This window comes from Ancylobacter sp. SL191 (assembly GCF_026625645.1).
Lineage (GTDB): Bacteria > Pseudomonadota > Alphaproteobacteria > Rhizobiales > Xanthobacteraceae > Ancylobacter.
The window spans coordinates 2,095,996-2,122,852 of the sequence record NZ_CP113056.1 but is presented as its reverse complement, the minus strand read 5'-3'; the positions used below and the strand labels follow the sequence as shown (position 1 = coordinate 2,122,852).

The 26,857-nt window shown below is 60.8% G+C and carries 24 protein-coding genes; 11 read left to right on the top strand and 13 right to left on the bottom strand.

Going from position 1 to position 26,857, the window contains the following annotated elements:
• Positions 1-151: 151 nt before the first annotated feature.
• From OU996_RS21430 to OU996_RS09565, 5 genes are read right to left on the bottom strand one after another with little or no spacing between them, the layout of a single operon-like run.
• On the bottom strand, positions 152-391 hold the full coding sequence (locus OU996_RS21430) for a ClpX C4-type zinc finger protein (protein ID WP_420712731.1): 240 nt from the start codon (positions 389-391) through the stop codon (positions 152-154).
• Complete coding sequence (locus OU996_RS09580) at positions 388-774, bottom strand: hypothetical protein (RefSeq protein ID WP_267585367.1); 387 nt, start codon at positions 772-774, stop codon at positions 388-390. Before OU996_RS09580 ends, OU996_RS21430 begins: the two co-directional genes overlap by 4 nt.
• On the bottom strand, positions 771-1,166 hold the full coding sequence (locus OU996_RS09575; RefSeq protein WP_267585366.1) for a hypothetical protein: 396 nt from the start codon (positions 1,164-1,166) through the stop codon (positions 771-773). The genes OU996_RS09580 and OU996_RS09575 overlap by 4 nt, the downstream gene beginning before the upstream one ends.
• On the bottom strand, positions 1,163-1,585 hold the full coding sequence (locus tag OU996_RS09570; protein ID WP_267585365.1) for a hypothetical protein: 423 nt from the start codon (positions 1,583-1,585) through the stop codon (positions 1,163-1,165). Before OU996_RS09570 ends, OU996_RS09575 begins: the two co-directional genes overlap by 4 nt.
• Complete coding sequence (locus tag OU996_RS09565; RefSeq protein WP_267585364.1) at positions 1,582-2,025, bottom strand: hypothetical protein; 444 nt, start codon at positions 2,023-2,025, stop codon at positions 1,582-1,584. Before OU996_RS09565 ends, OU996_RS09570 begins: the two co-directional genes overlap by 4 nt.
• 111 nt (positions 2,026-2,136) lie before the next feature.
• Here OU996_RS09565 and OU996_RS09560 point away from each other — a divergent pair, with 111 nt between their 5' ends.
• From OU996_RS09560 to OU996_RS09550, 3 genes are all read left to right on the top strand, one after another.
• Positions 2,137-2,340 carry a helix-turn-helix domain-containing protein gene (locus OU996_RS09560; RefSeq protein ID WP_267585662.1) on the top strand — a complete coding sequence of 68 codons (204 nt, stop codon included), beginning with the start codon at positions 2,137-2,139 and terminating at the stop codon, positions 2,338-2,340.
• Positions 2,334-3,215: a hypothetical protein gene (locus OU996_RS09555; protein ID WP_267585363.1), complete on the top strand. Its 882-nt coding sequence runs from the start codon at positions 2,334-2,336 to the stop codon at positions 3,213-3,215. Before OU996_RS09560 ends, OU996_RS09555 begins: the two co-directional genes overlap by 7 nt.
• Before the next feature lie 105 nt (positions 3,216-3,320).
• Entirely contained in the window at positions 3,321-3,728 is a 408-nt protein-coding gene (locus OU996_RS09550) for a hypothetical protein (protein WP_267585362.1), read from the top strand.
• 54 nt (positions 3,729-3,782) lie between these two features.
• Here OU996_RS09550 and OU996_RS09545 read toward each other — a convergent pair whose 3' ends face one another.
• Positions 3,783-7,163 (bottom strand): SIR2 family NAD-dependent protein deacylase, encoded by a 3,381-nt coding sequence (locus OU996_RS09545; RefSeq protein WP_267585361.1) that lies wholly within the window; start codon positions 7,161-7,163, stop codon positions 3,783-3,785.
• Positions 7,164-7,621: 458 nt separating this feature from the next.
• Here OU996_RS09545 and OU996_RS09540 point away from each other — a divergent pair, with 458 nt between their 5' ends.
• The gene (locus OU996_RS09540) at positions 7,622-8,053 is read left to right on the top strand and encodes a type II toxin-antitoxin system PemK/MazF family toxin (protein ID WP_267585360.1); all 432 of its coding nucleotides are present in this window, start codon (positions 7,622-7,624) and stop codon (positions 8,051-8,053) included.
• A 109-nt stretch (positions 8,054-8,162) separates the two neighbouring features.
• Here OU996_RS09540 and OU996_RS09535 read toward each other — a convergent pair whose 3' ends face one another.
• From OU996_RS09535 to OU996_RS09520, 4 genes are all read right to left on the bottom strand, one after another.
• Positions 8,163-10,049 (bottom strand): phage terminase large subunit family protein, encoded by a 1,887-nt coding sequence (locus OU996_RS09535; protein ID WP_267585359.1) that lies wholly within the window; start codon positions 10,047-10,049, stop codon positions 8,163-8,165.
• Positions 10,036-10,578, bottom strand: coding sequence for a hypothetical protein (locus tag OU996_RS09530; RefSeq protein ID WP_267585358.1), 543 nt, complete (start codon positions 10,576-10,578; stop codon positions 10,036-10,038). Before OU996_RS09530 ends, OU996_RS09535 begins: the two co-directional genes overlap by 14 nt.
• Before the next feature lie 231 nt (positions 10,579-10,809).
• Positions 10,810-11,592, bottom strand: coding sequence for a hypothetical protein (locus tag OU996_RS09525; protein WP_267585357.1), 783 nt, complete (start codon positions 11,590-11,592; stop codon positions 10,810-10,812).
• Between the two features lie 414 nt (positions 11,593-12,006).
• Complete coding sequence (locus OU996_RS09520; protein ID WP_267585356.1) at positions 12,007-13,581, bottom strand: hypothetical protein; 1,575 nt, start codon at positions 13,579-13,581, stop codon at positions 12,007-12,009.
• A gap of 465 nt (positions 13,582-14,046) precedes the next feature.
• Here OU996_RS09520 and OU996_RS09515 point away from each other — a divergent pair, with 465 nt between their 5' ends.
• The 7 genes from OU996_RS09515 to OU996_RS09485 are packed head-to-tail and all read left to right on the top strand — an operon-like array spanning position 14,047 to position 20,419.
• A complete protein-coding gene (locus tag OU996_RS09515; protein WP_267585355.1) occupies positions 14,047-15,504 on the top strand; it encodes a UbiA family prenyltransferase in 1,458 nt (485 codons plus the stop codon).
• Positions 15,501-16,832 carry an FAD-binding oxidoreductase gene (locus OU996_RS09510; RefSeq protein ID WP_267585354.1) on the top strand — a complete coding sequence of 444 codons (1,332 nt, stop codon included), beginning with the start codon at positions 15,501-15,503 and terminating at the stop codon, positions 16,830-16,832. The genes OU996_RS09515 and OU996_RS09510 overlap by 4 nt, the downstream gene beginning before the upstream one ends.
• 2 nt (positions 16,833-16,834) lie before the next feature.
• Positions 16,835-17,584, top strand: a complete 750-nt coding sequence (locus OU996_RS09505; protein ID WP_267585353.1) for an SDR family NAD(P)-dependent oxidoreductase — start codon at positions 16,835-16,837, stop codon at positions 17,582-17,584.
• Positions 17,584-18,513 carry an NAD-dependent epimerase/dehydratase family protein gene (locus OU996_RS09500; RefSeq protein WP_267585352.1) on the top strand — a complete coding sequence of 310 codons (930 nt, stop codon included), beginning with the start codon at positions 17,584-17,586 and terminating at the stop codon, positions 18,511-18,513. Before OU996_RS09505 ends, OU996_RS09500 begins: the two co-directional genes overlap by 1 nt.
• 22 nt (positions 18,514-18,535) lie before the next feature.
• The gene (locus OU996_RS09495) at positions 18,536-19,804 is read left to right on the top strand and encodes an NAD(P)/FAD-dependent oxidoreductase (protein WP_267585661.1); all 1,269 of its coding nucleotides are present in this window, start codon (positions 18,536-18,538) and stop codon (positions 19,802-19,804) included.
• 19 nt (positions 19,805-19,823) lie between these two features.
• Entirely contained in the window at positions 19,824-20,018 is a 195-nt protein-coding gene (locus OU996_RS09490; RefSeq protein WP_267585351.1) for a hypothetical protein, read from the top strand.
• On the top strand, positions 20,015-20,419 hold the full coding sequence (locus OU996_RS09485; RefSeq protein WP_267585350.1) for a GtrA family protein: 405 nt from the start codon (positions 20,015-20,017) through the stop codon (positions 20,417-20,419). Before OU996_RS09490 ends, OU996_RS09485 begins: the two co-directional genes overlap by 4 nt.
• A gap of 55 nt (positions 20,420-20,474) precedes the next feature.
• Here the strand turns inward: OU996_RS09485 and OU996_RS09480 are convergent, their stop codons facing one another.
• From OU996_RS09480 to OU996_RS09470, 3 genes are all read right to left on the bottom strand, one after another.
• Positions 20,475-22,457: a class I SAM-dependent methyltransferase gene (locus OU996_RS09480; RefSeq protein ID WP_267585349.1), complete on the bottom strand. Its 1,983-nt coding sequence runs from the start codon at positions 22,455-22,457 to the stop codon at positions 20,475-20,477.
• Between the two features lie 199 nt (positions 22,458-22,656).
• The gene (locus OU996_RS09475; protein ID WP_267585348.1) at positions 22,657-24,870 is read right to left on the bottom strand and encodes a rhamnan synthesis F family protein; all 2,214 of its coding nucleotides are present in this window, start codon (positions 24,868-24,870) and stop codon (positions 22,657-22,659) included.
• A gap of 505 nt (positions 24,871-25,375) precedes the next feature.
• Positions 25,376-26,311 (bottom strand): NAD-dependent epimerase/dehydratase family protein, encoded by a 936-nt coding sequence (locus tag OU996_RS09470; RefSeq protein WP_267585347.1) that lies wholly within the window; start codon positions 26,309-26,311, stop codon positions 25,376-25,378.
• Positions 26,312-26,857 lie beyond the last annotated feature (546 nt).

Here is a 26,857-nt window from a genome sequence, read left to right as displayed (position 1 = left end):
CGGGAAACGTTGGGAGCTGGACGGCCTACGTCTGTGGGATCCTCGCGCGCTGGTTAGTCTCCAGCCGAGCATGGGTGGCTTCACCGTCCGCCGCTCTCCTCGCTGCCGCGGTGCTTGGCACCCTGTCACTGCGAATCCACGATATGACCGATCATCGCAACCAAGGCGATTTCGGAGGCAAACTCGGAGCCTTCGAAATCGCCTCGTTCCATCGGCGCAAGCGCGCGATCATGTCATCGGACCTTCGACCTTCGCGGATGAGCCAGCAAAGCCGAATGCATCCATCGCATATCGCCTGATTGTTTGGCCCCGTCACCATCAAGCCAACCGCATCCCAAGGGAGGCCGCAGAAAGTGCAGAGGTGGGGAACGAAGGGACTGGACGCGCTCATGCCGCCCTCCCATGCCGGCACGTGGCTTCCAGCAGACGCTGATCTCTGATCTTCACATCAGCGACCACCAATGCGAGCACGTTCTCATCGAACCAGTCGGCCGACACCAGACGATCGCCATAATGCTTGTTGTCGACGGTGAGCCGTATCTGCTCCCTGCCACCGAGCACGTTCGACGCCCGCCTGAGATCCCAGCTGCCGAAGGGGTTACCGACGAGATAGATGCCCTCGCCCTCATACTTCGTGCAGGGCCGCACCAACACATAGTCCCAGCCGCCGCGCAGCGTCGGCTCCATGGTGTCGCTCGGCACCCTCTCAAGCCGCAGATGTGGCGAGAGAAGAACTTCGGTCGGCACCGCTTGTCCGAAAAGGTCGCCGCTCATGCCGCCCCCCTGCCGAACCAGTCGTTAGAGGATCGGCTCTTGAGCCCGGCGTCAAAGAGAGCGCTGAACGAATTAGCGGTGACAGACACCATGGCCATCCGACCGGGGGAGAAGGTTCCATCGGGAAAGACCATCGAGGCGAAAACCTCGGGATCCGGCAGATGCACGATCGGGTTCTGACAGGCGCCGGGATAGATCTCGGCCAGCGCCACCTCGATCTCGCGCACCGCCCGTGCAATGTGCTCCTGCGGCGAGAGGGGCGCCACCATTGACGCCGGGGCTGGCTTTAGGGTGGCGGTGCCCGCCGGCATCGCGACAAAGGCCGCGCCAAGGCAAAGCGCCTGGCGCCGGCTGGAGGAGAGGCGCACCGAGGCAACGGGTTCTGTGCTCATACCCGCACCTCCGTCACCATGCTCGACAGACTCGCCTTGAGCGTGGCGAGGAAGAGGTCTTCCCAGGTGCCGCCATCGTCCGCGTCATGAACACCCAGCGGCAGACCGGGATTGGCCTGATGAACATAGGAGACCAGTGCCAGCATGCCCGCGAGCGTGGTGGGGACGGTCCCGATCATGCACTCGAAGTACCAATCAGCTTCGGTCACCAGCTCGCCGAGGCGCTCTTCCCCGTCACGCGTGGTGTCGCAGGCCTGAACATCAGCCCAGAGCCGCTTATGCTCGGCGATAGCGGCGAAGATGGGATCGGGCGCGTCGCTTCGCAGGCGCCCGCCGTGAGGCGTCAACAAGCAGACCGCGGGGACAGCCAAAACGGTAGCCGCAATGAGACCGCTATGAACAACATCGCGCCGGTTCATGGTCTGGTCTCCTTACTAGTCGGCTGAAAGTTCTGCATCGGGCAGTGCAAGGATCCGAAGGAACGCCCGGTAACTTTGGCAAGCGCCTGCAGCGTGGCGTTGCTGGCGTCGCGGCGCTCGTTTCGCGTCAGATCCATGCGCTCCGCGAACCAGAGCTCATCCTGAAGCAGCTCGGCTGCATCCTGATCCGCGATCAGGTCGGTGAACGTGTCCGCGTCATGCGGCTCGTCGACGACATCGCCGCCGGGAGGGTCATCTTCCTCCGGAAAGTCATCCATTTCTGCGGGATCGGCATCTTCGAGGTCAGGATCTCCATCCATGTCATCGAGTGCGGCGAGGAGGGCCTCGACCGCGCGCTCCATCCGGCGTCGCAGCGCTGTTGTCTCGATCATCTCGAATCTGCGGACAGAGTTCGGGTGTTCGCGAACATGGATGCCCATGCGCGTGCTCCTGTGGTAGAAACTGATCAATGTTCAGAAAATGCCGGAGTATTTTCTGAACGTCAATCAGATTCTGAACAGGAGTCAGTTTTGATCGCCATTCAGTCCAAGATGGCACGTGCCGCGCTCGGCCTGACAGTGCGGGACTTGGCCGCCCTGGCGGGCGTATCACACGACACCATCGTGCGGTTTGAGGCCGGCGAGGAGCTGAAACCCCGCACAGTGGAGGCCATACAGCGCGCGCTGGAGGTTGCAGGCGTCGAATTCATCGCTGAGAATGGAGGGGGTGTCGGCGTGAGGCTAAGGAAATGTTAGTAAGCGAATGGCTTTCCACAGAATTGATTCACATTTTAACCCCGACGATGATTAGTAGCGCGGCTGCCTGGGTTTTTAGTATTTACTATAAGGCCAAAATTGAAAAATCTATACAACATAAATTTGATGTTCGTATCGAAAATATTCGTGCAGACCTCCGTAAAGAAGAGGAAAATCTTCGAGCGGAACTTAGGGCAAAAGGAGATCAGATCGCCGCGCTTCGGAGTGGCGCTTTGTCAGGCCTCGCAAGCCGATATGCCGCGCTCGATAAGCGCCGCTTTGAAGTATTAGAGAAAGTTTGGACTTCTGCTGTTAAAAAGAGCCACCTAAAGACAGCATCTAAGATGATGGAGCGTATTAAAGCCGATCCTATGCTTGAGGCGTCGGAACGTTCAGACATCGACGGTGACAAAGCGCGTCAGTTTGCTGAAATAATTTGGAAATCGTCGGGTCTCGATAAATTAAATGATCATGAATGGCCTCAGACAGAGCGGCCATTCGTTCCGCCATTGGTCTGGGCATTATACTCCGCCTACAGTTCAGTGCTAAGTTATGCTCCAGCTCAGCTTGCTGCTATGCGCAGCGGTGCAGGCAAAAAAATCCTTGCTGATCCTCAGCCCATGCTCGATCTAGTTAAATCTGCCGCCCCTCAGTACGCCGCGTTCGTCGATGATTTTGGAGCGTCAGGACTGCCTTTTTTGATAGAACAACTGGAAGACGCTTTGCTAGCGGAACTGCAGAAGTCGCTAAAAAGTGCTGAGGTTGATCATGAAAGCCTTGAGCGGGCGGCAGAAATTCTCGCAGCAGCCGACCGGCTTGCAAGCGCGATCAAGGATCCAATCGATCAGTCCGGGACGGCGATATCACCAGAGTAACGTTAAAGCACCGAGCGCAGATAGCCAGGTACGTACATCAAGCCAATGACGTAATTCTCACAGCAGAGAATAGCGAGGAGTCAGGATGCGGCTAAGGGGCGGGCGATGAAGCCACCCAGTTTGCCTTTAAAACTGATGCGGGAAGAAGCCGCCATCCGTCAGATCGAGGCTGCGATCGCTGCACTCGAATGTGGTGAGTTCGATGTAGCTATTACGCTGGCCGGGGCCGCGGAAGGAATGTTCGATTTGCGGAAAGATGGTGCGATTTTCGACGGCTTGGCTGGGGCCGAGCGCGCCCTGGAGCGAATGTGCCGGAAAGAGTGGATCGCTTTGCTCAATATGGAGCGGGACTGGCTCAAGCATTCTAGTAATACAATAGAACCGATTTCGATTGAATTGTTTGATGCGGCTTTAATGATTGCGAGAGCCTGTAGCAAAGTGGTGAAATGGACGGCGCGCATGGAAGAGTTTCGGCACTGGTATGTTTCTTGGCTAAAGGAACGTAGTGTTTAGGGCTGGCGACAGACGCCAATTTCGTTACTGCGGAACCCGATGTTGGGATGCCGCTTATGCATCTACTACACGACGTGCGGCGTATCGCACCTCGGGTAGCGGGTCGCTAGCTGCCACATCGCGCCAGATGCGTACCGGTTCAGTAGCAACCCCCTCCGCTTCCAGTGCTTGAGCAAGGCGAACGCACTCGGCGCGAATGAGGGGCAAGGAAACGGCCCGGTCGGATTCAAAATCAATGTCTCCGTCGGGAGAGCCATAGTCCGTTCCCACACGAAGCTCATCAAGAACCTCGACGATCTGATCGAGCTCCGGATCGCCGCAGCAGCCTGCCACGATCAGGCGCCGCGCGAGATATATGAGGCTGGCCAATCCGCCGATCCTCCCGCGTTCCAAGGCCCGCAATGCCCTATTCCGTAGAACATCGGGCAGGGGCGACGCTTCACCGGCTTCGGATAGACGCAGCCAAAGGTCGATCGCGGTGACAGCTGCGGGTGTCGCCCGGCGGTCGCCCGTGGCCAGTACTCGACGAAAAGCGTTTGCGATCTCCAAGTCAACGTCTGTGTCCAAACCATAGAACACTGGAAATGCAGCCAGGGTTTCGGGAAGCTCCGTCTCTCGCATGAAGGCCAACGCTGCCTTTGCCCGCTCCACCGTGCGATCATGATGAGCGAGTGCGGGCGCAGCTACCATCCCCAGGACACTAGCCATCATCTTGTCGCCCTTTTCTTGGATCCCCCGGCTCAAGACTTCGTCGATCGGATCACGTGGCAGCCGTTCTGGTCGCCATTTGGTCACATTATCGAACAGGCGGGCCGCGTCGTTTTCGTTCGGCCGGAGGTGATTTCTTCGGCCTGAGACTGTGGCGACCAACTCCTCCGGATCTGCTTTCGACTCGGACCCGTCAGCTGCGAAAAGGTGAGCATAAACCCGCGAGTGAACATCGATATTCGGAGGTGCCGGTGCGCTCAGAAAGGCATGAGAAAAGAGGTTCGTTCCCTTAGGAAGTGCCGTTCCCGTCTCTGGAACGCCCTCCCATAGCGCCGCGGCAAACGACGAGATCTGGCTGGAACTCAGCTGCCCATTCTCGTAAAGGTAAAACAAACGAATGGTAGCCTCAGCTCGTGAAAGCCCGCCTGGGGCAAGATGTTGAAGGAATGCGGCTACCCGAGTGTCAAAGATCGCTTCGCTTTCGCTTCGCCTCACAAAGCGATAGGCATCTGGGCCGGGGTTGTACCAAGACATAGATGGGCCGCCCGCATCCTTCTCAACAGCCATGGGAAATTTGAGAAGTTCGGACGACAATTCAGCGCGCTCGCTGGACGGAACCGCGTCGAGGGAGCGTTTCAGCAAATTGCCTATCGGCTCGTTCAGCCACCAGTGATTCAGCGCTTCATCGCTTCCCATCTCTACGGCAAGGCGCGCATGTGCTTTGGCGGTATCCGCATCATCTATCGCCGTCACTCGCGATAATGCCTCGACGTAGAGGCGCAGTGCGTCAATGTCCCCAATGCTGTCAAAGCGCTTGCGAACGCGGGCGTGCCAGTACGTGACCGCATGTTCAAGTCGTTTCCGAAGTTCCACAACTGCCTCGAGGCCAAGGCGAGCTATGGGTATGCGGCCAAGATGGATTTCGATTGGGCCTTTGGAGTGGCTCGGCCTGGTCGCAAGAAAGGCGGAGTACCAAGCTGCGGTTGGTTCGAAGGCAAGCCGGAGCGCGTCAGCCAAACTAGTGCCAAGCAAGTTCACGTGCCGGGTCCGGATCGGTAGTCCTGCCGTCTCCGCCAAGTGCCTTAACTCGCTTAGCGGCGTCACCCCCGCGGCATTGCCGAATTTGAGGGTATTCCGATTGTCACGATAGGCACCCGTATCGAAGCTGGGCTCGATCTGCCTCGCTTCTAGTCGCTTGCGGAGCCCAGCCTCCACCTCCGACTCAAGCGCACGCAACTCTGCCCATGGGTCATAATCACGCATTGCCAGTCGATCGAGGCCATTCAACTCTGCAAAGAGGGCGCCGTCGTCCTCCCACCGCAACGAACGGACGAGCATCTTCGCCCAGGCCAATCTCGATCGAAGCGCGATGCTGTCGGGGTCACGTAGAACCCTTGTTCGCAAGTCGCGAGCCGCCGCGCCGACTGTCCTTTGGGCTCCCTCTGTGTCCCCAACCCAATAGAGCAGCGCCGCCCGCCGGAGCCCCCAAACGGGATCATCGCCATCGATTTTGGTGAGGTTTTCTGCCACGAATGCGAAGTCAAGCCGGTCGCGCGCGAACAGACATCTCTCGTACATTACAATGGCGGGCAAATCTTCCGGCACCGTGAGCGCTTCAAACCGTGCCGCGCAGCTTGCGAAAGCGCTTTCATCGTCGGCGGCACGGGCAGCGCCAAGCAGGGTCCGCGCCAGCGCACCTATCGAACTGGGCTCGGCGTCGGATAGCGAGCCCTGCGTAAAAATCGCGTGCATACGCTCTGTTAGCCATGGAGATAGAGGCTGGCTCCCGCGGTCATACCGCCAAGCCAACTCCAAAAGAGCCTCCTGCCGCTCGCTCTCTGGCAATGTATCGAGAGCAAGTGGGAGATTCTCAACAGCGGTCGTTCCATGTCGAAGCGCAATTCGCACTTCCTGTGGACATATCAGCCAGTCGGGGCATGCCTTGCGATCAGATTTCCATTTATCTAGTGCAGAACGAAAAGCTTCAACGACCTTACTCGAATTTCGAAAGTCGTTTTGCCTCGCGTGTATATCATTGCCACCCAGCCTCGGATAATTACCTGAAGATATAGGCACCCAATCATCCGGCTCCGTGGGCCTCGCGTCCTTCAGGTGTGCCAGAAACAATGAGATGGCGACCGCATGACGCCGGTCATCCCGCTCTCCTGAGACTGCAGGGGCCAGATCAATAGGAGCCACGCCACGTGCCTCCAGAAGGCGCCGCTTCACAGGCGGCAGATCAAGTGCCCCGACAAGGTAAATGCGCCTGGCGCTGCCGCCTAACCGGTCACGCACCCAACCAGCCCACTGCAGAAAGTTCGGATCGTCTCCCGAGAAACCTAGCAAGCACAGCTCGTTCTCTATGAATAACTGTCGAGCCGTATTGACAAACGCTGCATGGCGCTCTGGATAGGTTCGGTAATGCTCCTCCGAGATCACAATGCTTGTTGGGTCTCGGAGCGAGCCGTGCAATTTAATGATCCGCGCTCCTATAGCGTGAGCAAGATCGCTTTCCCTAAGAACCGGATCGTAACTGCGTCGCGAGTCTTTTACTGCACGTTCAAGAAGTGTATCGTAGTTAGTGGTCAGTACATCTGCCCAAGGCAGGTCGAGTAAGTCTCGATGGATCTGGCCGGGCTCGAAGGCATCATCTCGAATCCGGCGGCGCAGAAAGTCGGTCAGCGCAGCGTCCCCTAGACCGGATCTGAACTCTTCTGCAAGTCGCAACGGATCTCTCGGGGCGCTAGCGCGGTGCACTCCGTAGAGCTCACGCGCCATGTCCTCAGCGAGTTCTAACCACAGCGGCAATGGTGGAGTATCAATCGAGAGCGGTCGGGCGCCGCTACGGCTGACACCAGCGCCGATGAGGACAGCCGCACCGCGCAAGGTTCCCCGCGACCATAGCGCGCTGCTAAGTTGGTCCAATGCTGCACGATCGGGAAGATCAGCTAACAAATTTGGAGGGTGCATTCTACTATAAAGAACTTACCAGCACCGTTCGGATGAATCGGTGTTCAAGTGGGCATCATAGTCCTTTTTTCGGCACGTTGCCTGCTGTCATCGATGGCCGTTTTTTATCAATGTAGCGCGTCGATCCACATGTCACTTTGAGGCGCCAGACCGATGGCTCCGGAACTTATATAATAACGTCCTCGTCGAGCGATTCGGCTGGAGGGAAAAATTTCTTGGGCATTCAGTATCATCCGAGAATCCGGACGATTTTGCTTTGCGATTACGAAATGGGCGGTTTCTGTGAGCCGGAAATGGTGAAGCGCCGCCCGGCTGTAGTCATCAGTCCTCAACTTCCTCGTCGCCCGAACCTTTGCGCCGTTGTTCCTCTCTCGACAACCCCTCCCGAGCACGATGTGCCCTATGTCGTGGCTCTCGAACTCCCGTTTGCCTTGCCCGCTCCATTTGATCAAACGACATGTTGGGCTAAGTGCGATATGGTTGCTGCCGTCGCTCTCCGCCGCCTCGATCTGTTCCGCACGGGCCGGGACGTCTCCGGGAAGCGTAAGTATCAGGAGTTCCGCCTGCCCGGGGGTGATTTCGAGCGCATCCGTCAGGGCGTGTTGCGTGGTCTCGGATTTGTTAACTTGACATTAACCGACGAGTAACCAATTTGGGTACGTCTGCTCGCGGGCGCGCCTGTCGAGCCTCAAGACCCTTCGGGGCAGCCCCGCCAAGGCGATAACAAGCCCGGCGGGGTTTTGTTTATGTTGGGTGCTACCTAGGCGCTGCCAGCCACTTCGACCGCAGCACGCTGGGGGCCTTAGGTGCCTCGACGCCCGCGATAGCCGACTCTGCGGTCGGTGTGGCCGCTCCGTCAACCTTCGCTATCATCTCCTGCAAGCTCATGCCCGCCGCATACAGTCCATGCAGGGCAGCCGTGGCGTAGACGCGGCAGTCGAGCGGCTCGTTGCGCACGCCGGGGTCAGGCACCCATTCGATCCGGGCCACGCCCTTTGTGTAGCGGCGCACCGGGCGCTCGGCGACGAGGCCGGTGAACCAGTGATAATCACGCTCGGCCGGCCAGTGGCAGGCGCCGGGGCCGCCATCGTCGATGCGCAGCCGCGAGAGCAGCCCGTGCTTGAGCGTGTCGACGCCGACAATGTGAACGGGGGCGAGGCTGGCAGTGCGCAGTTTCGGCGGGCGCTTGGGCCAGGGCGGCACGCCCGGCCCGCCGCGCCCCTTGATCGCCCATATCCGGCGGTTGAGCCGCTCGGCCGAGAACCGCATCACCTGGTCGGTGCGGTGCCCGCCGGAATCGATGGCAACGGCGAGGACGGGAAGGTCAGGAACGGCCTTCGGGTGGCGGAAGCGCCGGGCGAGAAGCCGATCGAGCGCCGCCCACACTTCCGGGCGCGAGGTGTCGCCATGGATGATGTCATAGTCGAGCGACCAACTGGCCTCGCCGCGGCCCCAGCCGACAAACTCCACCTCGATGCGGTCGTCCTGGGTATCAACGCCGGCAGTGATGGCGGCGACACCCTCGGGGAGAAGCTCAGTCCATGGTGGATCGCAGGGGACGCCACGAGCCGCAAGGCTGTCCGGCGCCAGCGGCGCCATATCCCGATCCTCATAGGCCTCGCCGAGCTTCAGATTGGTCCATGTCTTCATCCGCGCCGGGTCGCGCTTCGAGGTGAGGAAGTCGGCAGCGATCTCGCCCCAGCTTTCAAAGGGCGAGTAGAGCGCGGAGAGGTGGAAGCCGGCGGTGAGCCCGTCTCCCTCGGCCGTGGCGCGCCATTCGCCCTTGGCGAGCATCGCCGGCTTGTCGGCCTCCTCGATCACGCCGCCGCAGGCCTCGCAGGTATAGAACGCCTTGCGCGGCTCACCTTCCGGCCAGGTCACGCCGCGCCAGCTCAGCGCCTGGTGCGTGCCGCAATGCGGGCACGGCACGAAGAACCGGCGCTGGTCGCTCTCGGCATAGGCCTTCTCGATCCGCGACACTCCGGCTTCGGTCGGGGTGGAAATGAGGAAGATCTTGCGCCGGCCTCGGAAGGTCACGGTGCGCTGGACAGCCAGAGCCACCGGGTCGCCTTCGCCATCGGCGTCCGCCGGGAAGGCGTCCACCTCGTCGAGCACGAGGTAGCGCGCCGGGGTGGAGCGCAGGCCCGTGGCGGAGTTGGCTCCGGTCATGATGAGGGCGCCGCCGGGAAACTCCTTCAGCCCGACCGTATTGCCGGGGTCCTTGGAGCGGGCGGGAGCAATACGGCTCCTGAGCGCGGGCGTGCCCTCGATCAGCGGCTCGATGCGGGTGCGCGAGTTACGGCGCACCATGTCGATGGAAGGCCAGACGGCGAGGATCAGCCCCGGCGCATGCGCCACCCAATAACCGATGGCGTTGAGTCCGGCCTCAGTACCGCCGGTCTGTGCGCCCTTCATCAGCACCACGCGCTCGACGGGCGAGGCCGTGGAGAGGCAATCCATGATCTCGGCGAGATAGGGCACGCGCGACGTGCGCCACGGCCCCGGCTCGGCATTGGTGCCCGGCAGGGTACGGTTGGCGTCCGCCCATTCGGTCACGGTAACCTGAAGCTCGGGACGCAGGCCGCGCCGCCAAGCCTCATCCACCAGCTGCGCGGTCAGCCGGTCAAGGTCACTCGTCATCATGGCCGAGCCCTCCGACGGGGACTGAGGACAAGCTGTGCAGATGCTCTCGCACCAGCCGATCCATTACCGCGACAAGCGTCGCCAGCTCGGCTCCTGTCGCGGCCGAGATCTCTGGCGCAGCCCGGTTGACCCACCCGATCCAGGCATCACGTTCGAAGCGGGCCCGGCTTTCGATGGTGCGCAGTGCTGCCGAACGACCGATCAGCGCCCCGCCCATCCGCTCCGCCCGCAGGCGGGCGATTTCCGCCTCCGACGCATCTTTCATGGCGCGTGGGGATAGAGTGTCGAACAAAGGCGATCCGCCGACCACCGAGCGGCGCCGGTTCGCATCGACATTCGCCTTCACCCAGGCCTTGCCACGCTCGATATGGATGCGGCCATTCGGCTCGACCGGTAGGCCGGCAGCAATGAGCTGCGAGACACGCCCCGGCGACACGCCGAGCAACTCGGAGAAGCCCTTTTTCGAGATCGTCTCGACATCGGCAATCGTGAGACCGGGACGGGGCGTAGAGCCCTGCAATTCCTGCATGATGCCCCTCATTCCCGCCCACTAAGTTTAGGCTCAAATCCGGGTAAATCTAACGAGGTCAAGCGCTGTCGCCTCCCGCATACGTGGACCGTGGGGAGGACCCGCGACAGGCGTCGGAGGGCGGCCGCGATCTCAGACTTCGCCTCGTGAAAGGCCTCGGGGTCGCGGTGCGAGGGCTCAAGCCGCCCGACCCGCGCCGCCAGGTCCTGCAGCACGGCGGCCAGCGCCGGTTCATTGAGGGACGGAGACGCCATGCCGGCCTCCCTTTCCGCTAGGGCGGCTACCACTAAAGCCGGGAGGTCGGCCTCCACCTGCTTCCTCGAAGGCCTCTTTTCTTATCTCTATGCTCATCGTGGGGCGCAAATTCGTGGTCGCAGAAACCGTTTTGCACCCTGTCGGGCGGTGCGCGGTCGGTCCGCGCTTGAGCCAGGCGCGCCACTCGGGCGAGAGGATCTCGATCAGGTTGGTGAGGTTCTTCTGCCCCGGCCTCGGGCGGGAGGTGACACGCACCAGCCCTAGCCGCCGCGCTTCGTTGATGGCGTTGCGCACCGTGGTGCGGCACACGCCGGCGAGGGCGGCAATCTTGTCGAGCGGCAGATCGCACACACCCCGACCCTTCACCTCGCCACCGATAACGGCCAGTGCGGCGCACTGCCCCTCGGTGAAGCGGCTAGCCAGATGGCGCGGCATGGGCGAGGAGCGGGAGAGCTCGCGCCGCCGTCGCAGCGAGGCTTCCTTGTCGGGTGAGCGCTGCACCCGGCGGGGCCGAAACCGGAGTGCCACCTTTACCTGCTTCGCCGCGCAATCGTCAGCGACACCGGCTTCTCTCTCACCACCGCTGCAGGAGCGACGGCTGCGGATCAAGGCGTCGAGTGTCGTCGCCTCGTCGTCGCTTAGCCGCTGGCCCGCATACAAGCGCCATAGATCCCGGCTGATGCCATCGAGGTGCTGGCGCTTCGTCGAGAGAATGGCTGTTTGGAGAGCGGCGGCTGCTGTAGAGAGTGAAGCGCTCATGACGCTGCTCCCCGGGTCACCGCACCGGCCGCAGTTTTCATGCTTGGAAAGTGGCCGATCAATGTGCCGGAGAGCGACAGAGCATCGAAACCGCCCGTCGCACATTCCTTGACGCTTCCGAGCCGCTCCCGACCGTTATAAACGGCCACGGACAGGGTCGAGTGGATCCCGGTTAACCTCCGGTGCATCCTGCTCTTCGTGGCGTCGTGATGCCCATTGCGTGCTTTGCCCATACGAACCTCTCTCGGTTCGCGTGGGGAACGTGGGTCATGCTATGTCAAACGGTGCTTGGGCTTCCCAAGCTGCATACGAGGGTTCGATTCCCTTCGCCCGCTCCAGCCTCCGCGCTCCTGTGGCGTGCGTCGCGAACCAGGCAAGCTCGCAGCCCCTTGATTGGCCTATCCTGCCAGCGGCTCACGAGGATCGCTGAGCGGCGAGAAGCTGGCATCCGCCAAACTCCCCCATTACCGCACGATCCGCCACAAAGCTCTGCACCAAAGGCGCGGCGGTCCCGTACTCGGTCACCTTGTTCGCACAGAACACGATGCCACCGAGGGGCCGATCGCCGAGAAACGCCTGCGGATCCGCGAACACTCTCTCGATGCTTGCTCGCGGCGCCCAGGCCGGCAAGGTGAGCGACTTGCGCTGAGAATAATAGGCAACAGCGGAGGACCAGTCCTCACCGATAACGATTAGGCTCTGGCTGGGCTGTGTTTGCGCCTTCGCGATGAGCGCGATTTGGAGCGTCCGGTCCTGAGCATGATCGTTCTTTATTACGTTGATATAAGTCTCTTGAAAGAACAACACTTGTCCCACAGCGACCGCGATGAGACACGCAAGAGAAATCGCTGGATAACCGCGCTTGAACAGCGCACCAAGAGCGATTCCAACCGCGATAATCAGGAAGAGACCGTTCGCCACCTGATAGTAGGTGTGGACCATATGGAGATTTGTAAAAACAATAATCGAGGTCAAAAATCCAATCAGAGCAAGTATGGACAGCACCAGGGATTTACGAGAAACAGCACTGAATAAAATGGCCGCAATGGCAATCCAATAAAGTGAACCCGTGATTTCGGGCACCATGCGGGCGAAGATCACACCTTTCCAGAGCTTGAGGCTCAGCTTTTGATCGAGAGTCCCGAAATTCCACGATGACAGAGCCGTCGATGTCAGGTGACCGCCGAACTCGTTCGCCAGCTTCACCTGATCCGAATAGCCGACCCAGACCCAGGCGACGGCGAAGGGCACAATGACGAAAAGGCTCAAAATGAGAGCCTCCGCCAACAAGCGAGTGAGCCGTTCCCCGTCCCGCAACCGCGCGATCAGCGTCCATGCGGTGCCCAACCCGCCCACCAGGACAAAGGCCGGGAAGGTCGTGGACTTGGCGAGCACAGCCAGACAACCCGCAACAACGGCACCGGGAACGGACAACCAGCCACCACGCGTCAGATAATGTGCCAGCAGAGCCAGCCAAAGCGTGGAGAAGAAGAGCGCGCACGACTCAATCAGAAAGGTGCGGCTCCAATAGAGGTACAGGGGAGACAATACGTACAGGATCGCCGTGGCGAGGTAGCTGGCGGTCCCCAAGCGTAGCGCCCGAAACAACAGCCAGAGCGGGCCAAGAGTCCCGAGGAAAAAGCCAAAATTGACAAGCCGGCCGGCGACATCGAGCGGAACACCGAGCATCGCAAGGGCCGATACGACGAGCTGGTAGACAGGAAATTCGAAAGGTACAGCCCACGGCGCGCCGAGAACCGGGGTCTCGTAGGCGATCCACGGCCCGCCTTGGAGGATCCAATATGACGTCAACGCGGTCTGCGTTTGACGAAAATTGTACATGTCCATGATCGGATTCTTCAATCCGACAAACAGGACGAATAGTGCGAACGAGAGTGACAAAGCCAAAAAAAGGCGCAGCGAATTCAGATAGATCGATGCCCGGCCAGCGGAGCGGAAGCGCTCTTTGCTTTCGGTTCCACGTTGCATCTTTCGGCCTCACATCCAGCGAAACGAAGAGGTGATCGTTCAGTATCGTCGCGTCCATTCTGGAAAAATGATTCGCCAGTTATGACGCACAGTGAGCATAAACTCCTATCGCAGAACGGCGCGGAGGAACAGGCAACATGCAATTGTTGCCACGCCAATCTCGGTTACCCACACGCTCATTCGCCTATATTGATCTAGGCGCCTCTCATGGCCTTTAAGAACCGGCAAACTCGCCATCGAATCGAAGAAGATCGAAATTGTTGAACGCCCGATCATTGACGGACGTCACGGGCGATGGTTGTGTCCCCGGTGCGGAAGCGGGATCAAAGAAGATCGTTATGCAGGCGTTATATCCTCGTTCCCACCGAGGCTTTTTTGGATTCGACGGAATGCCGGGCGTTTATCTCGTAGCTGGTTTGGCTTGTCTCGGCCCTGCCACCGTCACTTCGGTTTGGAGCTCGGCCGATGCCCGTCAGCCCCGCTGAAATGCCGGCCTCGCGCCGCGTGGTCGTGGTGGACCTCGATAACACCTTGATCAAGGCAGATACGCTGCACGAGCAACTCGCTCGGATCGTGTTTCAAAAGCCGCGCCTGCTGCCACAACTCCTGGGGGCGCTGTTCAAGGGAAAGGCGGCATTCAAGGACTTCTGCGCCGAGGCCGTCGTCCTTGATCCGGGGAATCTCGACACCTGCGACGAAGTGCTGGCCTATCTGGCGAAGGAACAGGAGCGCGGCAGCTATCTCGTGCTGTGTACCGCCGCCGATCACCGCGTTGCCCGCCTCGTCGCCGACCATCTCGGCATTTTCGACGAGGTGATCGCCACCGAAGCCGGCGTCAATTTGAAGGGTGAGGCCAAGGCCGCCATGCTGGCGCGACGCTTCCCGCAGGGCTTCGTCTATGCGGGCGACCACGCCTCGGATCTGGTCGTATGGGCCAAGGCCGATGGCATCGTGCTGGTTGGCGTCAGCGCCAGCGTCGCGCGCCGTGCGAGCGCTCTGGGAAAGCCGATCATCGCGGAATTCCGCAGCCGCGCGCAGCGCCCCCGCCTGCTGCAGGTCTGGCCGCGCGCGCTGCGCGTGCATCATTGGTCGAAGAACCTGCTGATGTTCGTGCCATTGATCCTGGCTCACGCCTGGGGCGATCTCGGCATGGTCGTCCACACCGGGCTGGGATTTGCCCTTCTGCTGCTGATCTCCTCATCCAGTTATCTCATCAACGACATCGCCGACATCGACGCCGACCGTCGGCACCTGACCAAGCGATACCGGCCGGTGGCAAGTGGCCAGCTGCCGCTGATGCAGGCGGTGCTGTTTCCAGTCCTGGTCATTCCCTGCACCTTGGTCGCGGCCTTGGTGCTCGACCGAGCCTTCGCCTTGGCTCTCGGCGCCTATCTCGTCCTCACGCTCGCCTACTCCTTTGGGCTCAAGCGTATCCCGCTGCTCGATACCTTCATCATCGCGGTCCTGTTCACGCTCCGCCTGATCATGGGCGTCGCGCTGCTCGGGGGACCGATGCCGATATGGCTGCTCACCTTTTCGATGTTCTTCTTCTTCTCGCTTGCCACGGCGAAGCGCCATGTCGAGATCGTGCAGGCCCGCGGCGCCAAAGACAGCATGCTGAGGGGGCGCGGGTATGAGGCGGACGACTGGCCGCTCACCCTGACATTCGGGATCGGCTCGGGCCTCGCCTCGCTCATCATATTGGTCCTCTACATGGTCGACGAGGCGTTTCGAGCTGTGGGCTACGGACGACCCGAATATCTCTGGGCTGTGACACTTCTGGTGGCGATCTGGATCGGACGAATCTGGCTTCTCACTCACCGCGGTCGCATGCATGACGATCCGGTTTCCTTCGCGCTGCGCGATTGGCCAAGCCGGTTCCTCGCCATTTGCGTTGCCGTGTTCTTCCTGGCCGCCCTGTGAGCGCGTTTCTCACCCGAACGGATATCGTCTCGTGGGGGCGCGTCATTCGGGCACCCCATGGCGTGGCACACCCGCAATTCCTCGATCAACTACCTAGCCTGCTGGCTGAGGGAGCCACCCACGCCAATGGCGTTCTCGCCAGCGGCCTGCGTCGATCCTATGGCGACACCGCGCTGAATGCCGAAGGGGCGCTGATCGAGACGCGCTCCCTCGACCGCCTCATCAGCTTCGACGCGGCAAGCGGACTTCTGGAGGCTGAGGCGGGCATCTCGATCGCCAAGATTCTCGCCTTTGCGATACCGCGCGGTTTCTTTCTGCCGGTCACCCCCGGCACGAAATTCGTCACGCTGGGCGGAGCGGTCGCCAACGATGTCCATGGGAAGAATCATCACCGCGCCGGCACCTTCGGGCGATGGGTGCGCCGGCTCACGCTGCTGCGTTCGGATGGCTCACAGCATGTACTGACTCCCGACGACGCGAGCGGCTTGTTCGCCGCGACCATCGGTGGGCTCGGCTTGACCGGGGTTATCACCCGCGTGGCCCTTCAACTGAAGCCGATCGTCAGCTCCGACATGATCGTAGAAGCGATCCCTTTCGCAGATCTCGCGGGATTTTTTGCCCTGTCGCGTGAGAGCGCGGAGACGCACGAATATTCCGTTGCCTGGATCGATTGCCTCGCCGGCGGACGAAATCTGGGGCGGGGCCTTATGAGTCGCGCCAATCACGCCTCCGCAGGCGAGCTCAAGGCCGCCAGCAAAAGCGGCCCGACGGTGCCGGTGGACATGCCGGAGTTCATGCTCAACCGTCTGTCGATCTCGGCCTTCAATAGCCTCTACTACTGGAAGGGATCGCGCAGCCCCGGGACCAGAAGCATCTCCTACGATCCCTATTTCTACCCTCTCGACGGCCTCCAGCACTGGAACCGGCTCTATGGACGGCGCGGTATGTACCAGTATCAGAGCGTGGTCCCGCCCGCGGTCGCCCATGACGCAACCACCGCGATGCTGAAGACCATCTCAAGCGCCGGCACGGGCTCGTTTCTCGCCGTGCTCAAGGATTTCGGTGACGCTCCCTCCCCCGGCCTTCTGTCATTTCCGCGCGCCGGAACGACATTGGCGCTTGATTTCCCCAATCGTGGCGCCGAGACACTCCATCTGCTTGCGCGCCTCGACAGCATCGTGCGAGAGGCTGGCGGGCGGCTTTATCCCGCGAAGGATGGGCGTTTACCGGCCGACCTCTTCAGGTCGGGCTATCCCGAGATGGAGCGCTTCGTGACCCATCTGGACCCGGGACTCTCCTCCTCCTTCTGGCGGCGCATGCAGGGATAGACATGGCGAACCCCAAACTCAGCGTCCTCATTCTCGGAGCCGCCTCCGGCATCGCGCAGGCCACCGCTCGCCTCTACGCCGCCGAAGGTGCGGCCTTGGTGCTGACCGGCCGCCACAAGGAACGCCTCGACCAGATCGCCGCGGACCTCAGCTTGCGCGGAGCCTCTTCAGCCACGAGTGTCGAACTCGATTTCCTGGCAGTAGATCCTCGCACGGCATGGCAGGAGTTGTGGGCGGAACACGGCCCCTTCGACCACATCCTCATCGCCTATGGGGTACTCGGCGATAATGCGCTGGCCGAACTGCAGCCCGTCGCTGCGCAAGACATACTGGCGGTCAACTTCACCTCGGCTGCCGCATGGTCTCTGCTGATTGCGGAAGAGTTGGAGCGTCGCGGCAAGGGCTCGCTGGTCGTGCTCGGGTCAGTCGCCGGCGATCGCGGGCGACGGGCCAATTACATTTATGGTGCGGCCAAGGCCGGCCTCGCGACCCTGATCCAGGGCATCGCCCATCGCTTCGCCGACAAGGGTCCGCGCGCCGTGATCGTCAAGCCGGGCCCGACGGACACGCCGATGACCGCTGGCATGACAAAGGGCGGGCCGCTATGGGCGACGCCCGAGCAGGTCGCGAAAGTGGTGCGCCGGGCGGCCGACACGGGAGGGCCCGTCCAATATGCACCGGCACGCTGGCGATTGATCATGCTGATCATTGGGTTCATTCCGTCGCGCATCTTCAATAAGATGAACCTGTAATGAGCAAAATCGTCGTCACCGGCGCTGCCGGACTGGTTGGACAGAACCTGATTGCACGGCTCAAGCAGCGGTCGGATGTCACGCTGGTGGGCATCGACAAGCATCCGGCCAATGTCGCGCTGTTCCGCAAGGTGCATCCGGACGTCCCGATCATCGAGGCAGATCTGTCTTTGCCCGGCGACTGGACGGAAGCCTTTAGGGGCGCGGATGCCGTTGTCATCAATCAGGCCCAGATTGGCGGGCTGGATGAGGGGGAGTTCGTCGCCAACAATGTCACGGCGACGCACCACATTCTGGCGGCCATGGAACAACATGGCGTGGGCTATTTCGTCGGCATCTCGTCTTCGGTGGTGAACTCACGCGCCGATGATTTCTACACGCGCTCAAAGACGGCGCAGGAAAAGCTCTTCCTCGCGAGCCCGATCCCGCATGTTATCCTGCGCCCCACCCTCATGTTCGGCTGGTTCGATCGCAAGCACCTCGGCTGGCTACGGCGCTTCATGGACCGCACGCCGGTCTTCCCGATACCCGGCGACGGCAACTATCTGCGCCAGCCGCTTTATGTCGGCGACTTTGTCTCGGTCATCGCCGCCAGCCTCGCCACGCGCGCGACCGGAACCCATGACATCTCCGGGCATGAGAAGGTCAGCTATGGCGCGTTGATCGGCATGATCCATGACACAGTCAAACCGCGCGCCCGCCTGGTGCATATCCCCTACCGCATGTTCTGGCTCCTCCTTTGGCTCTATGCACGTTTCAGCCGCACGCCTCCCTTCACCACGAGCCAACTGGAAGCGCTCGTCATCCCTGAGGAGTTTCCCGTGACCGACTGGCCGGGAACGTTCGGGGTTGCGCGCACGCCGCTGAAACAGGCGCTGGCGGAAACCTATCTCGATCCGGTCTACGGCCAGATCGTTCTTGAGTTCTGAGGGGGTCCGTTTGGCACGCGTCGTGGTGATCGGAGCCGGCCTGATGGGTCTTGCCGCAGCCTGGGAGGCTGTCGGGCGCGGCCATTCGGTCGATCTTGTGGAGGCCGATGCGCACGCCGGCGGCATGGCCGCGCATTTCGATTTCGACGGCGTGTCGATCGAGCGCTTCTATCATTTCGTGTGCAAGTCGGACGCGCCGACCTTCGAGATGATGGCCGAGCTCGGCATCGGCGACAAAATGCGGTGGCGCGACACGTCCATGGCCTATCGTATGGCTGGGACGCTCCACAAATGGGGCGACCCCGTCTCGCTGCTGACCTTCCCGCACCTGACCCTTGTGGAGAAATTCCGCACGGGGCTGCAGATGTTCCTCGCCACCAAGGCGCGCAGCTTCGCGTCCATCGAACATCTGACATCCCGCCAATGGATCGAGCGCGGATCCGGCAAGGGCGTCTACGCCAAAATGTGGAAGCGGCTTCAGGAGCTCAAGTTCTACCAATATGCCGACCATGTCTCGGCCTCCTGGATCGCGACGCGGGTGCGGCGCATCGGCAATTCCCGCCGCAGCCTGTTCCATGAGCAACTCGGCTATATCGAAGGTGGCTCGCAGACCCTCGTGGATGCGCTGGTCAGTGCATTAATGGCCAAGGGCGGGCGGCTGCACCTCGCGACCCCAGCGGAACAGGTTCTGACCGCCGACGGGCGCGTCACCGGCGTCCGGGCGGGTGGCAAGGAATTCCCGGCCGACGCCGTGATCTCGACCGTGCCGACGCCGCTGATCAGCACCCTCGTCCCCGATCTGCCGGAGGCCGACAAGACCCGCTACGACGCCATCAAGAACATCGGCGTAGTGTGCTTGTTGTTCAAACTCAGGAAGTCGGTGAGCCCGCATTTCTGGATCAACATCGTGGAGCCAGACATCGAGATCCCCGGCATCATCGAGTTCTCCAATCTGCGCCCGCTACCGCAGACGATGGTCTACGTGCCCTATTACATGCCGGTTACGCATCCAAAGTGGAACTGGCCAGATGCAGCGTTCACGGCGGAGGCCTTCGGCTACATCAAGCGGCTGAATCCCGCGATCACCGATGATGACCTGATCGACGCCAAGGTAGGCCGCCTGCGCTACGCTCAACCTGTCTGCGGTCCGAACTTCCAACAGATGATCCCATCCGTGCAAACCGCCCTTGCCGGGCTGCAGATTGCCGACACCTGTTATTACTACCCCGAGGATCGGGGCATTGCCGAAAGCATCCGTCTGGGCCGCGCTATGGCGCAGGTCATCCAATGAACATTGGACAGGAGCTCATATGGACGACCTTGCCAGTATTTATCGTGAGCGTTTCGCTAATACCGGACGGGAGACGCACTCACTAGCCTATACGATCAACGATAAGACGCGGACGCGCGGGCCGATTATCCGGACCTACCGCACCCTGCCGATCGCCTGGGGCATATTTGGCAAGCCGCATCTCGCTCTAGCGCGCAAGCGGAGCGCTTCGTGACGTCACGATTTCTACTATTTCTCTTGGTCGGCGCGACCGCCGCCGCAGTCAATATCATTGCCCGCATCCTGCTGAATTATGTCGTATCCTTCCAGATTTCGGTCATATTGGCCTACCCTCTGGCCCTCACTTTGGCATTTTATCTCAATCGCCGTTACGTTTTCGACGCTGACAGTGGAACAGTTGCTGGGCAGTATTCCCGCTTCATCTTGGTGAATCTAGTCGCTCTCGTTCAGGTATGGGCGGTCAGCGTCGGCCTCGCCGACTGGGTACTCCCAGCCATCGGATACGACTACCATCGCGAACTCGTCGCGCACGCCATAGGCGTCGCGAGCCCCACCTTCACCAGTTATTTCCTGCACAAGTTTTTCACGTTCCGTCCAGAGCGGAGCAGCCTTTGACACCGCCAAGCAACCGCCCGTCCAGAGCAGAGCTCAGTGACTCACGGTAACGCGCTCAGCGGGCGCGAACGTAGGCAATAGCGTTTAGATTCCAGGCTAACTGACCACCGGAACTGATAGCCAGATCAAGCAACCAGTCCCCCGCAGTATTCGCAGTTAGCTCGGGCGGAACGTCGGTCGGCAGCAGCGCCCGCCTGAACAGACACACACCCGGGCTTGCTATCTTATTGCCACCAGGCTCACCACGGGACCATTCGACCGCAGGACATGTGCCGGACGGGGCGCGGGGCCACTCTTGCAGGCCCTTCGCACTGGAGCTGGCAATCTCGATGGCATTGTCGTCCTGATCGAAACAAGATGCGTGGCCGGACGCAATCAGAACACTTCTGTCGCTGAAGTGGTTGTACAGACTTTCCACAAAACTAGGTTCGCAGAAACCGTCACTCTCACACATCCAGATGAGTTCGCCGGTACTTGCCTCAATACACCGTCGCCAGGAATCGGAAAGCCGGCGGGAGTGCCCATCAGCTGCGATCAGGCGTATGCGGTCAGGGTATCGCTCGCAATAGGCTCTGATGATGCTCGAGATTTCATCCGTCGGCGCATCAACATGGATAATGATCTCGATATTCGAATAGCTCTGTGCCAGTACGGATTCGATGCGACGAGCCAACTCTGGCACATAGTGACCAGCAAGAACGATGGCCGCAATACGAGGGGTGCCAGCACGAATCTCCGAGACATGCGAAGGTGGCACCGCCTCCCGCCCCTCTGCAATTCCGTAGAGCACCCAATGTATGAAGGGATTTGTACCCGCATCAGCAACATCTGGCCAGCGCGCGAGATAATAGGTGGTGACGAATTCTTTTCCGGGATTGCGTCCCTCCTGCCAGCCCGCAGTGATGTAATGATGAAATGTATCTATGCGTGCGTCGCGAATATCCGGGTAAGTATCCAAGTAGTATGAGGGGTCAAACGCCGCCCGCACGCGGTCGATCTCTTCGGGTGAGAGACCCTCGAGCCCCGTGGGCGTGATCGACGCATGGCTGACAAAATGAATTCGCAACCACCGAGGAAGTCTAAACGGCATTGATGGGCCGCGCTTCGCTGCACCTGTACGGACGCTTCGTACAGGGGCTTCGCCAGTTTGGGACGCCATTGCTGGAAATCGGGGTGGCCGCACACGCCGTAGGCTTTCCCCATAATGCTGCTTGAAAACGTCCAACAAGCATCCAGATATGACAGCCAGATCACGTTGGAGAACGGCAAGCTGCCGGTTGGCAGCCTTATCCTCCGCGCGCCGTCGGTCCAGGAGATCCGCGGTGATCCAGCGTCCCCCAATTTTACCGAAAAAGTCCTGCACCGCGTGCGTATTGTCGGGCCCGAGACCGGAAAGCAGCTTCATGATCTCGGGCGCCTCACGGCCGACGGCGAGGACGCCGAGCCCATGCCCGTGCAGAAACTCAAAGGACGGATAGATGGTGCGCAGCTCCTCCCAGAGCCGCCACACACCAAAGCCTCGTTCGCGGACATTGATGTCGTGGAACAGGATGACACCGCGCTCGGACATTTTGGGTAGCCAGCCCTCGAAGTCTGCTTTCACCGCCTCGTAGGTGTGCAAGCCGTCGATGTGCAGGAGATCGACAAAGCCGTCGGCAAAATAGGGCAGCGCCTCATCGAAGGTCATGCGCATCAGTTCGGCGAACGAGCCAAAGCGCGTGGCGATAAAGGGCTGCAGATCGGCAAACACGCCCTCACCATAATGGCCCGCATGGTCGTCACCTTGCCAGGTATCGACGGCATAGCAGCGACAGCTCAGATGCTGGCGCAGCACGGCCTCACAGAAGGCAGCGAACGACACACCGTTATGCGTGCCCAATTCTACGATGCAGCGCGGTCGGAGTTCCGAGACAATCCAGTGAGCGAACGGCACATGCCCCCACCATGCGCTCATCGACCCCGTTCGTGTCGGCATCCACAACGCCGGGTGGCCTTGGAGCCGGACGATATCAGCGATCTGCGTCTCGTCGAGAGGCATTCTAGCACTCCAAGGGGCACGTCGATGGTACACGACAGGATGGATGCAGCCGAAAGGCACTTCATTCGGCACCACGCCTGGATAAACGCGCCCGTGCATCAAGGGAAGCAGCGCTTTCAGGAGCGGTTCTGAATATTTTCTACCTTGTAAGACAATCCAAAACTTACACTCGGCAAAGCTGCAATCGTCGGTGACAGCTTTACCATGTGGTGTTTGCCACGCGCAGGCCCGCGACGCTTAGTCCAGCCTGGCGAGCGGCAAATGGGATCAGCCGCTCGATCGCATGAAGCAGCGTGCCGTCGTCAGGCGCCGGCTCCTCCGGATAGTCGTCCACGGTCAGACGAAGATCGAGCAATGGTTTCAGTGCCGCTGGGCGCGCCCAGAACATCGTGCCCAGGGGGAAATCGAACTGCATGGGCAAAGGCTGATCGATGCCCATGCGTCGCGCGAGCGTCTGAGCAAGGTCCAGATTCGCGTTCCAGCCGACTACATGCGGGTCTTCCGCCATCAACAGGCCGAGCGATGCGTCTTCGGCGAAGGCGGCGATCGCCGTGTCGACCATGGCGAAGCGCCCACCCACCAGATTCTCGAACAGGAAGTCACGCCACCGCTCGCCCATCTGGGCGTCGGTCGAGTGGCTACGTTTGCCGTGCACATGACCGATAACGTCATATTCCCCGCCGGAGATGACGTCAGCGAGCACCGGAAGCAGCGGGCCAATGTCACGCCCCCGGTTCGGCACGACCCGAACTTGCGACGTGCCTTGATAAGCAGCGAGCGCCGAACGCAGTTGTTCGGCCTTCGCCTCCGTTTCGCATGTCAGAATCAGATGCGGTCGGCTCTGGTTCGCCGACAGGCGCGCCAGCAGATCATCAACAAGTTCAGGATAGTGGAAATGGCCATGAAGGGCGGCCCTCAGCCCTACCGCGCGGCCGGCGTCGTCACGGGCAGCGGGAAGGGGCGAATAGACACGCCGCGACCACGCACCGGCGGGCTGCCCGTTCTCAATCCAGTGCGCCAGAGGATCGCGCCCGTCGACGAGACACGCGTCCTCGTGCGCGAGTGCATAGATCCCCGGATGGAAGCCGGCACAGGCACGCCGGTAGGGTCGCGACCGGTTGGCATGTGCGAGTTCCACGGTCGATCCACCCCACAGCCGCCAGCGGATCATCGCTGTCTGGGCCAGTACGGCGCGGCTGGCTGCCTCTTCACCGGGCGCAAGGACAAAGGACGGATCGAGCGCATTCGCCGCCGCGATCAATTCTACATCGCGTGTGTTACGGCGTTCCGCCGCGGCGCGTCCCAACGCGTCGAGACGCTCGATATAGGTCGGCATATCGAATGTTGCCTGGGCGAGGCGCTGCACCGACATCTTCAGCTGGACCAGCTCACTGCTTTCGCTGGCCAGCCGACAGATGGCCCCCGCCGCAGCGTGCGCATCAAGGTGGGGCATTACCAGCTGGCTTGTGGTGGGATCGGAGGCAAGGATTTCCGCCGTGCCGGCAGCGCCCTCAAAGCACAAGACCGGCACGCCAAAGGTCATCGCATCAATGGCGACGTTCGGCTGGGGGTCCAGGCGCGAACTGAGCAGGAACAGATCGGCCTGCGGGTAGAGAGCGTCGAGGTCATCGACCGGAGGGCGCATGATGAGGCTGTCGCCGAGGTCGGATCGCTTGATCTGCTCGTCGAGATAGATCGAGTAGCCGAGTTCCCGCTGCGGGTCGAACCCGTCGCCGATCCAGATGAACAGAAAGGGGATATCGGGCCGCAGGCGGCGCGCAGCAGCAGCGGTCGCGACGAAAAGCTCCACGCCCTTTCGCAGGTGAACCGAACCTGCGCCGAGCACGACAAACGCCTCCTCGCGCCCTTTCGGTCGCAAGGGCTCCGGCGGACGCCGTTCCGCGGGGCTACCCGCTTTCGGAATCGGAATCTCCGATCGTCCTTGCGGAATGAGGTGGACGCCCGCGCGCAATTCGAGCCCCTGGTAGTAGGTCGCGGCCGATTCAATGGTCATCTGCGAGGAAAACACGAGCTCATCAGCCCACCCGAACACATCCTCAAGCTTGGAGAGCGGACGCGTATAGGCGGCAAATTCGTGGAACAGCGCCACCACGGGAATGCCGGACCGCGCGAAATACGGCACGAGGCAATGGGTCTCGACGCTGTTCGCGATGACATAGAGCGGGCGGTAATTCGCCACGAGAGCGTGGGCAATCGCGTCCGCACTTTGCGGCTTGCGCCGCAACCAGAGGAGAGCGGCGGTCGTGAAGGTCGCGGCCCTGCGCAAGTCGCCCTCGATCTCGCCCCCGCCAAACGGCACGCAAATCACCTGATAACGGCCGACGAGGCCGCGAATGATGTTCCAGCCGAGGATCGGAGCGCCTGTTCGTGAGGCTTCGTGCAGCAGAACCATCACGACATCGCGCGGATCCCGCGGGTCGCGCTTACCGAGCAGGCGAGGAACCAAGTGCCGTGAGACGACGTTTGATCGCCCGAGACGAGAGGCCATAAGCTTGCGAAAGATGCCACGTACACGGCCCTTTCTGAAGAAGATGGGATTCAATCCGTGAGCAGGCATCACATCAACGACCCGTCATCGGGGGCCGTCACTGTCACGCACCCAGGTACACACACAACTATGAGTAAGCCTTTGGACCGAAACATGAGGGAGGTCGGGTGCGGGGCCATCATCCATCAACTCGTGAGGCGCCCACTCCAATGGAGATTGCGCTGCGCTTAAAGGGTGTCGGCCAGCGCATAGATGCGCTGCACACGGATATACCGGAACGATTTTAATATGTTGAGCCGCGATTCGATAGGTAGCAACCGATCAGGGAGATTTCACGAAGCACTTGGCCTTACTCGGCAACCACCTGCGCTGTGCATTGCCGCCCCGAATGGGAGCTCGGAACACACCGTCAACGCGGGTGCGAGAGAGGGGCATTGTTCTGGCGGATCCACCGCCACAGCCGCTCAAGCCCTTCATAGAACGACACGTGTGGTTCCCAGCCGAGTTGCATCTTAGCGGCCTGAATGTCGAGAATGGACCGAGGCACATCAATTGAGCGACCGGGCTGGTAGCTCACGCGCAACTCGCGGCCGGTGACCTTACGAAGGCCGGCAACCACCTCATTGATGGAGACGCCGACACCGCTTCCCGCATTGAACGTGCCGCCTTGGCCCGCGACGACGGCAGCGACGCAGAGCGTCGCCAAGTCCTCGACATAGACATAGTCGCGCACAACGCTTCCATCGCCCCATACGTGGATGGGCTCATCATTCAGGACGCGGTTCATGAATGTGGTGACGACGCCCTGGACGCCCGTGTGCCCCTGCCGCGGCCCATAGGGATTGGAGGGACGGATGATCGTCGCCGACATGCCATGGGCGCGCGCATACATCTCTACATAGCTCTCTATGGCGACCTTGACGATTCCATAGGAGTTGACCGGCCGTAGCGGGTGCGTTTCCGGCGTCGGAACAACCTCCGGCACACCATAAACGGTGCCGCCCGATGAGGCGTAAACGATCTTTCGCACCGAAAGCTTGAGCATCGCCTCCAGAACGGCAATCGCCGGCAGCAGATTGTCGCGGACATCCGCCTGAGGATCGAGCGCTGCGGTACCGGGAACAGTGGCGCTAATCAAGTGAACGACGACATCAACGTCGACCAGCGACTCGTAGAGACGATTCACGTCCCGAAAGTCCGCAAACACATAATCGACGCCCTCGAGGGGCGCGCGGAACTTCTCCGGCCCTCGATCCAGGACGCGAACGCTCAGGTTCGCCGCAAGCATGGCATCGACAACATGGGAGCCGATGAAACCGCAGCCACCGAGAACGAGAACTCTCAACCTATGCCCCCCTTGGAGCATGCCCCTTTGATGACAACGCCTTGCAACCCAGCGATGCCGCTGAGGAAGCTCTCCGAAGAGAACGAGACAAGGTCTTTTCGGCGTCCCGGCATTGAAAATTCGTGCCCAATGGCGACCGCCGGACGAACCTGAAGCCAAGGCGTTGGCCCTGCCGCTGCAGGAACCTTAAGGATAGCAGAGCGGGGCAACCGAGCATTGGGCCAAATAGACTTAGGTTTATCTACGTAAGGCACCCAAACCACGTAACGACCCTAACGCACCATCCACGATCTTTCACTTTAGCATTGGACAAATCTACAGCCAGAGCAAGGCAAAAGGTTAGACCCACCGACACACGTCAAGGCGCGCGCTCTGCGCGAAAAGAGAAAAATGCTTTATAAATCAATATTTTGCTGGACGGTTTCGGGCCAACATATTGAGCAATAAATGACGGTGGAGCGCGCCCCTCCTGTATCAAAATCCCGGTTACTAGATACCCCTTCGTTGAACGCGACGAGTTCCTGGACAACGTATGTTCCAGCAGGC

Bases quoted from the DNA above. Each gene is read 5' to 3' on its own strand.
- OU996_RS09520 (WP_267585356.1), bottom strand. From the start codon at position 13,581: ATGCAACGTGGAACCGAAAGCAAAGAGCGCTTCCGCTCCGCTGGCCGG.
- OU996_RS09575 (WP_267585366.1), bottom strand. From the start codon at position 1,166: ATGAGCACAGAACCCGTTGCCTCGGTGCGCCTCTCCTCCAGCCGGCGC.
- OU996_RS09530 (WP_267585358.1), bottom strand. From the start codon at position 10,578: ATGCAGGAATTGCAGGGCTCTACGCCCCGTCCCGGTCTCACGATTGCC.
- OU996_RS09570 (WP_267585365.1), bottom strand. From the start codon at position 1,585: ATGAACCGGCGCGATGTTGTTCATAGCGGTCTCATTGCGGCTACCGTT.
- OU996_RS09500 (WP_267585352.1), top strand. From the start codon at position 17,584: ATGAGCAAAATCGTCGTCACCGGCGCTGCCGGACTGGTTGGACAGAAC.
- OU996_RS09525 (WP_267585357.1), bottom strand. From the start codon at position 11,592: ATGAGCGCTTCACTCTCTACAGCAGCCGCCGCTCTCCAAACAGCCATT.
- OU996_RS09555 (WP_267585363.1), top strand. From the start codon at position 2,334: ATGTTAGTAAGCGAATGGCTTTCCACAGAATTGATTCACATTTTAACC.
- OU996_RS09515 (WP_267585355.1), top strand. From the start codon at position 14,047: ATGCCCGTCAGCCCCGCTGAAATGCCGGCCTCGCGCCGCGTGGTCGTG.
- OU996_RS09475 (WP_267585348.1), bottom strand. From the start codon at position 24,870: ATGGTTCTGCTGCACGAAGCCTCACGAACAGGCGCTCCGATCCTCGGC.
- OU996_RS09505 (WP_267585353.1), top strand. From the start codon at position 16,835: ATGGCGAACCCCAAACTCAGCGTCCTCATTCTCGGAGCCGCCTCCGGC.
- OU996_RS09580 (WP_267585367.1), bottom strand. From the start codon at position 774: ATGAGCGGCGACCTTTTCGGACAAGCGGTGCCGACCGAAGTTCTTCTC.
- OU996_RS09560 (WP_267585662.1), top strand. From the start codon at position 2,137: ATGGCACGTGCCGCGCTCGGCCTGACAGTGCGGGACTTGGCCGCCCTG.
- OU996_RS09490 (WP_267585351.1), top strand. From the start codon at position 19,824: ATGGACGACCTTGCCAGTATTTATCGTGAGCGTTTCGCTAATACCGGA.
- OU996_RS09550 (WP_267585362.1), top strand. From the start codon at position 3,321: ATGAAGCCACCCAGTTTGCCTTTAAAACTGATGCGGGAAGAAGCCGCC.
- OU996_RS21430 (WP_420712731.1), bottom strand. From the start codon at position 391: ATGAGCGCGTCCAGTCCCTTCGTTCCCCACCTCTGCACTTTCTGCGGC.
- OU996_RS09535 (WP_267585359.1), bottom strand. From the start codon at position 10,049: ATGATGACGAGTGACCTTGACCGGCTGACCGCGCAGCTGGTGGATGAG.
- OU996_RS09565 (WP_267585364.1), bottom strand. From the start codon at position 2,025: ATGGGCATCCATGTTCGCGAACACCCGAACTCTGTCCGCAGATTCGAG.
- OU996_RS09480 (WP_267585349.1), bottom strand. From the start codon at position 22,457: ATGCCTCTCGACGAGACGCAGATCGCTGATATCGTCCGGCTCCAAGGC.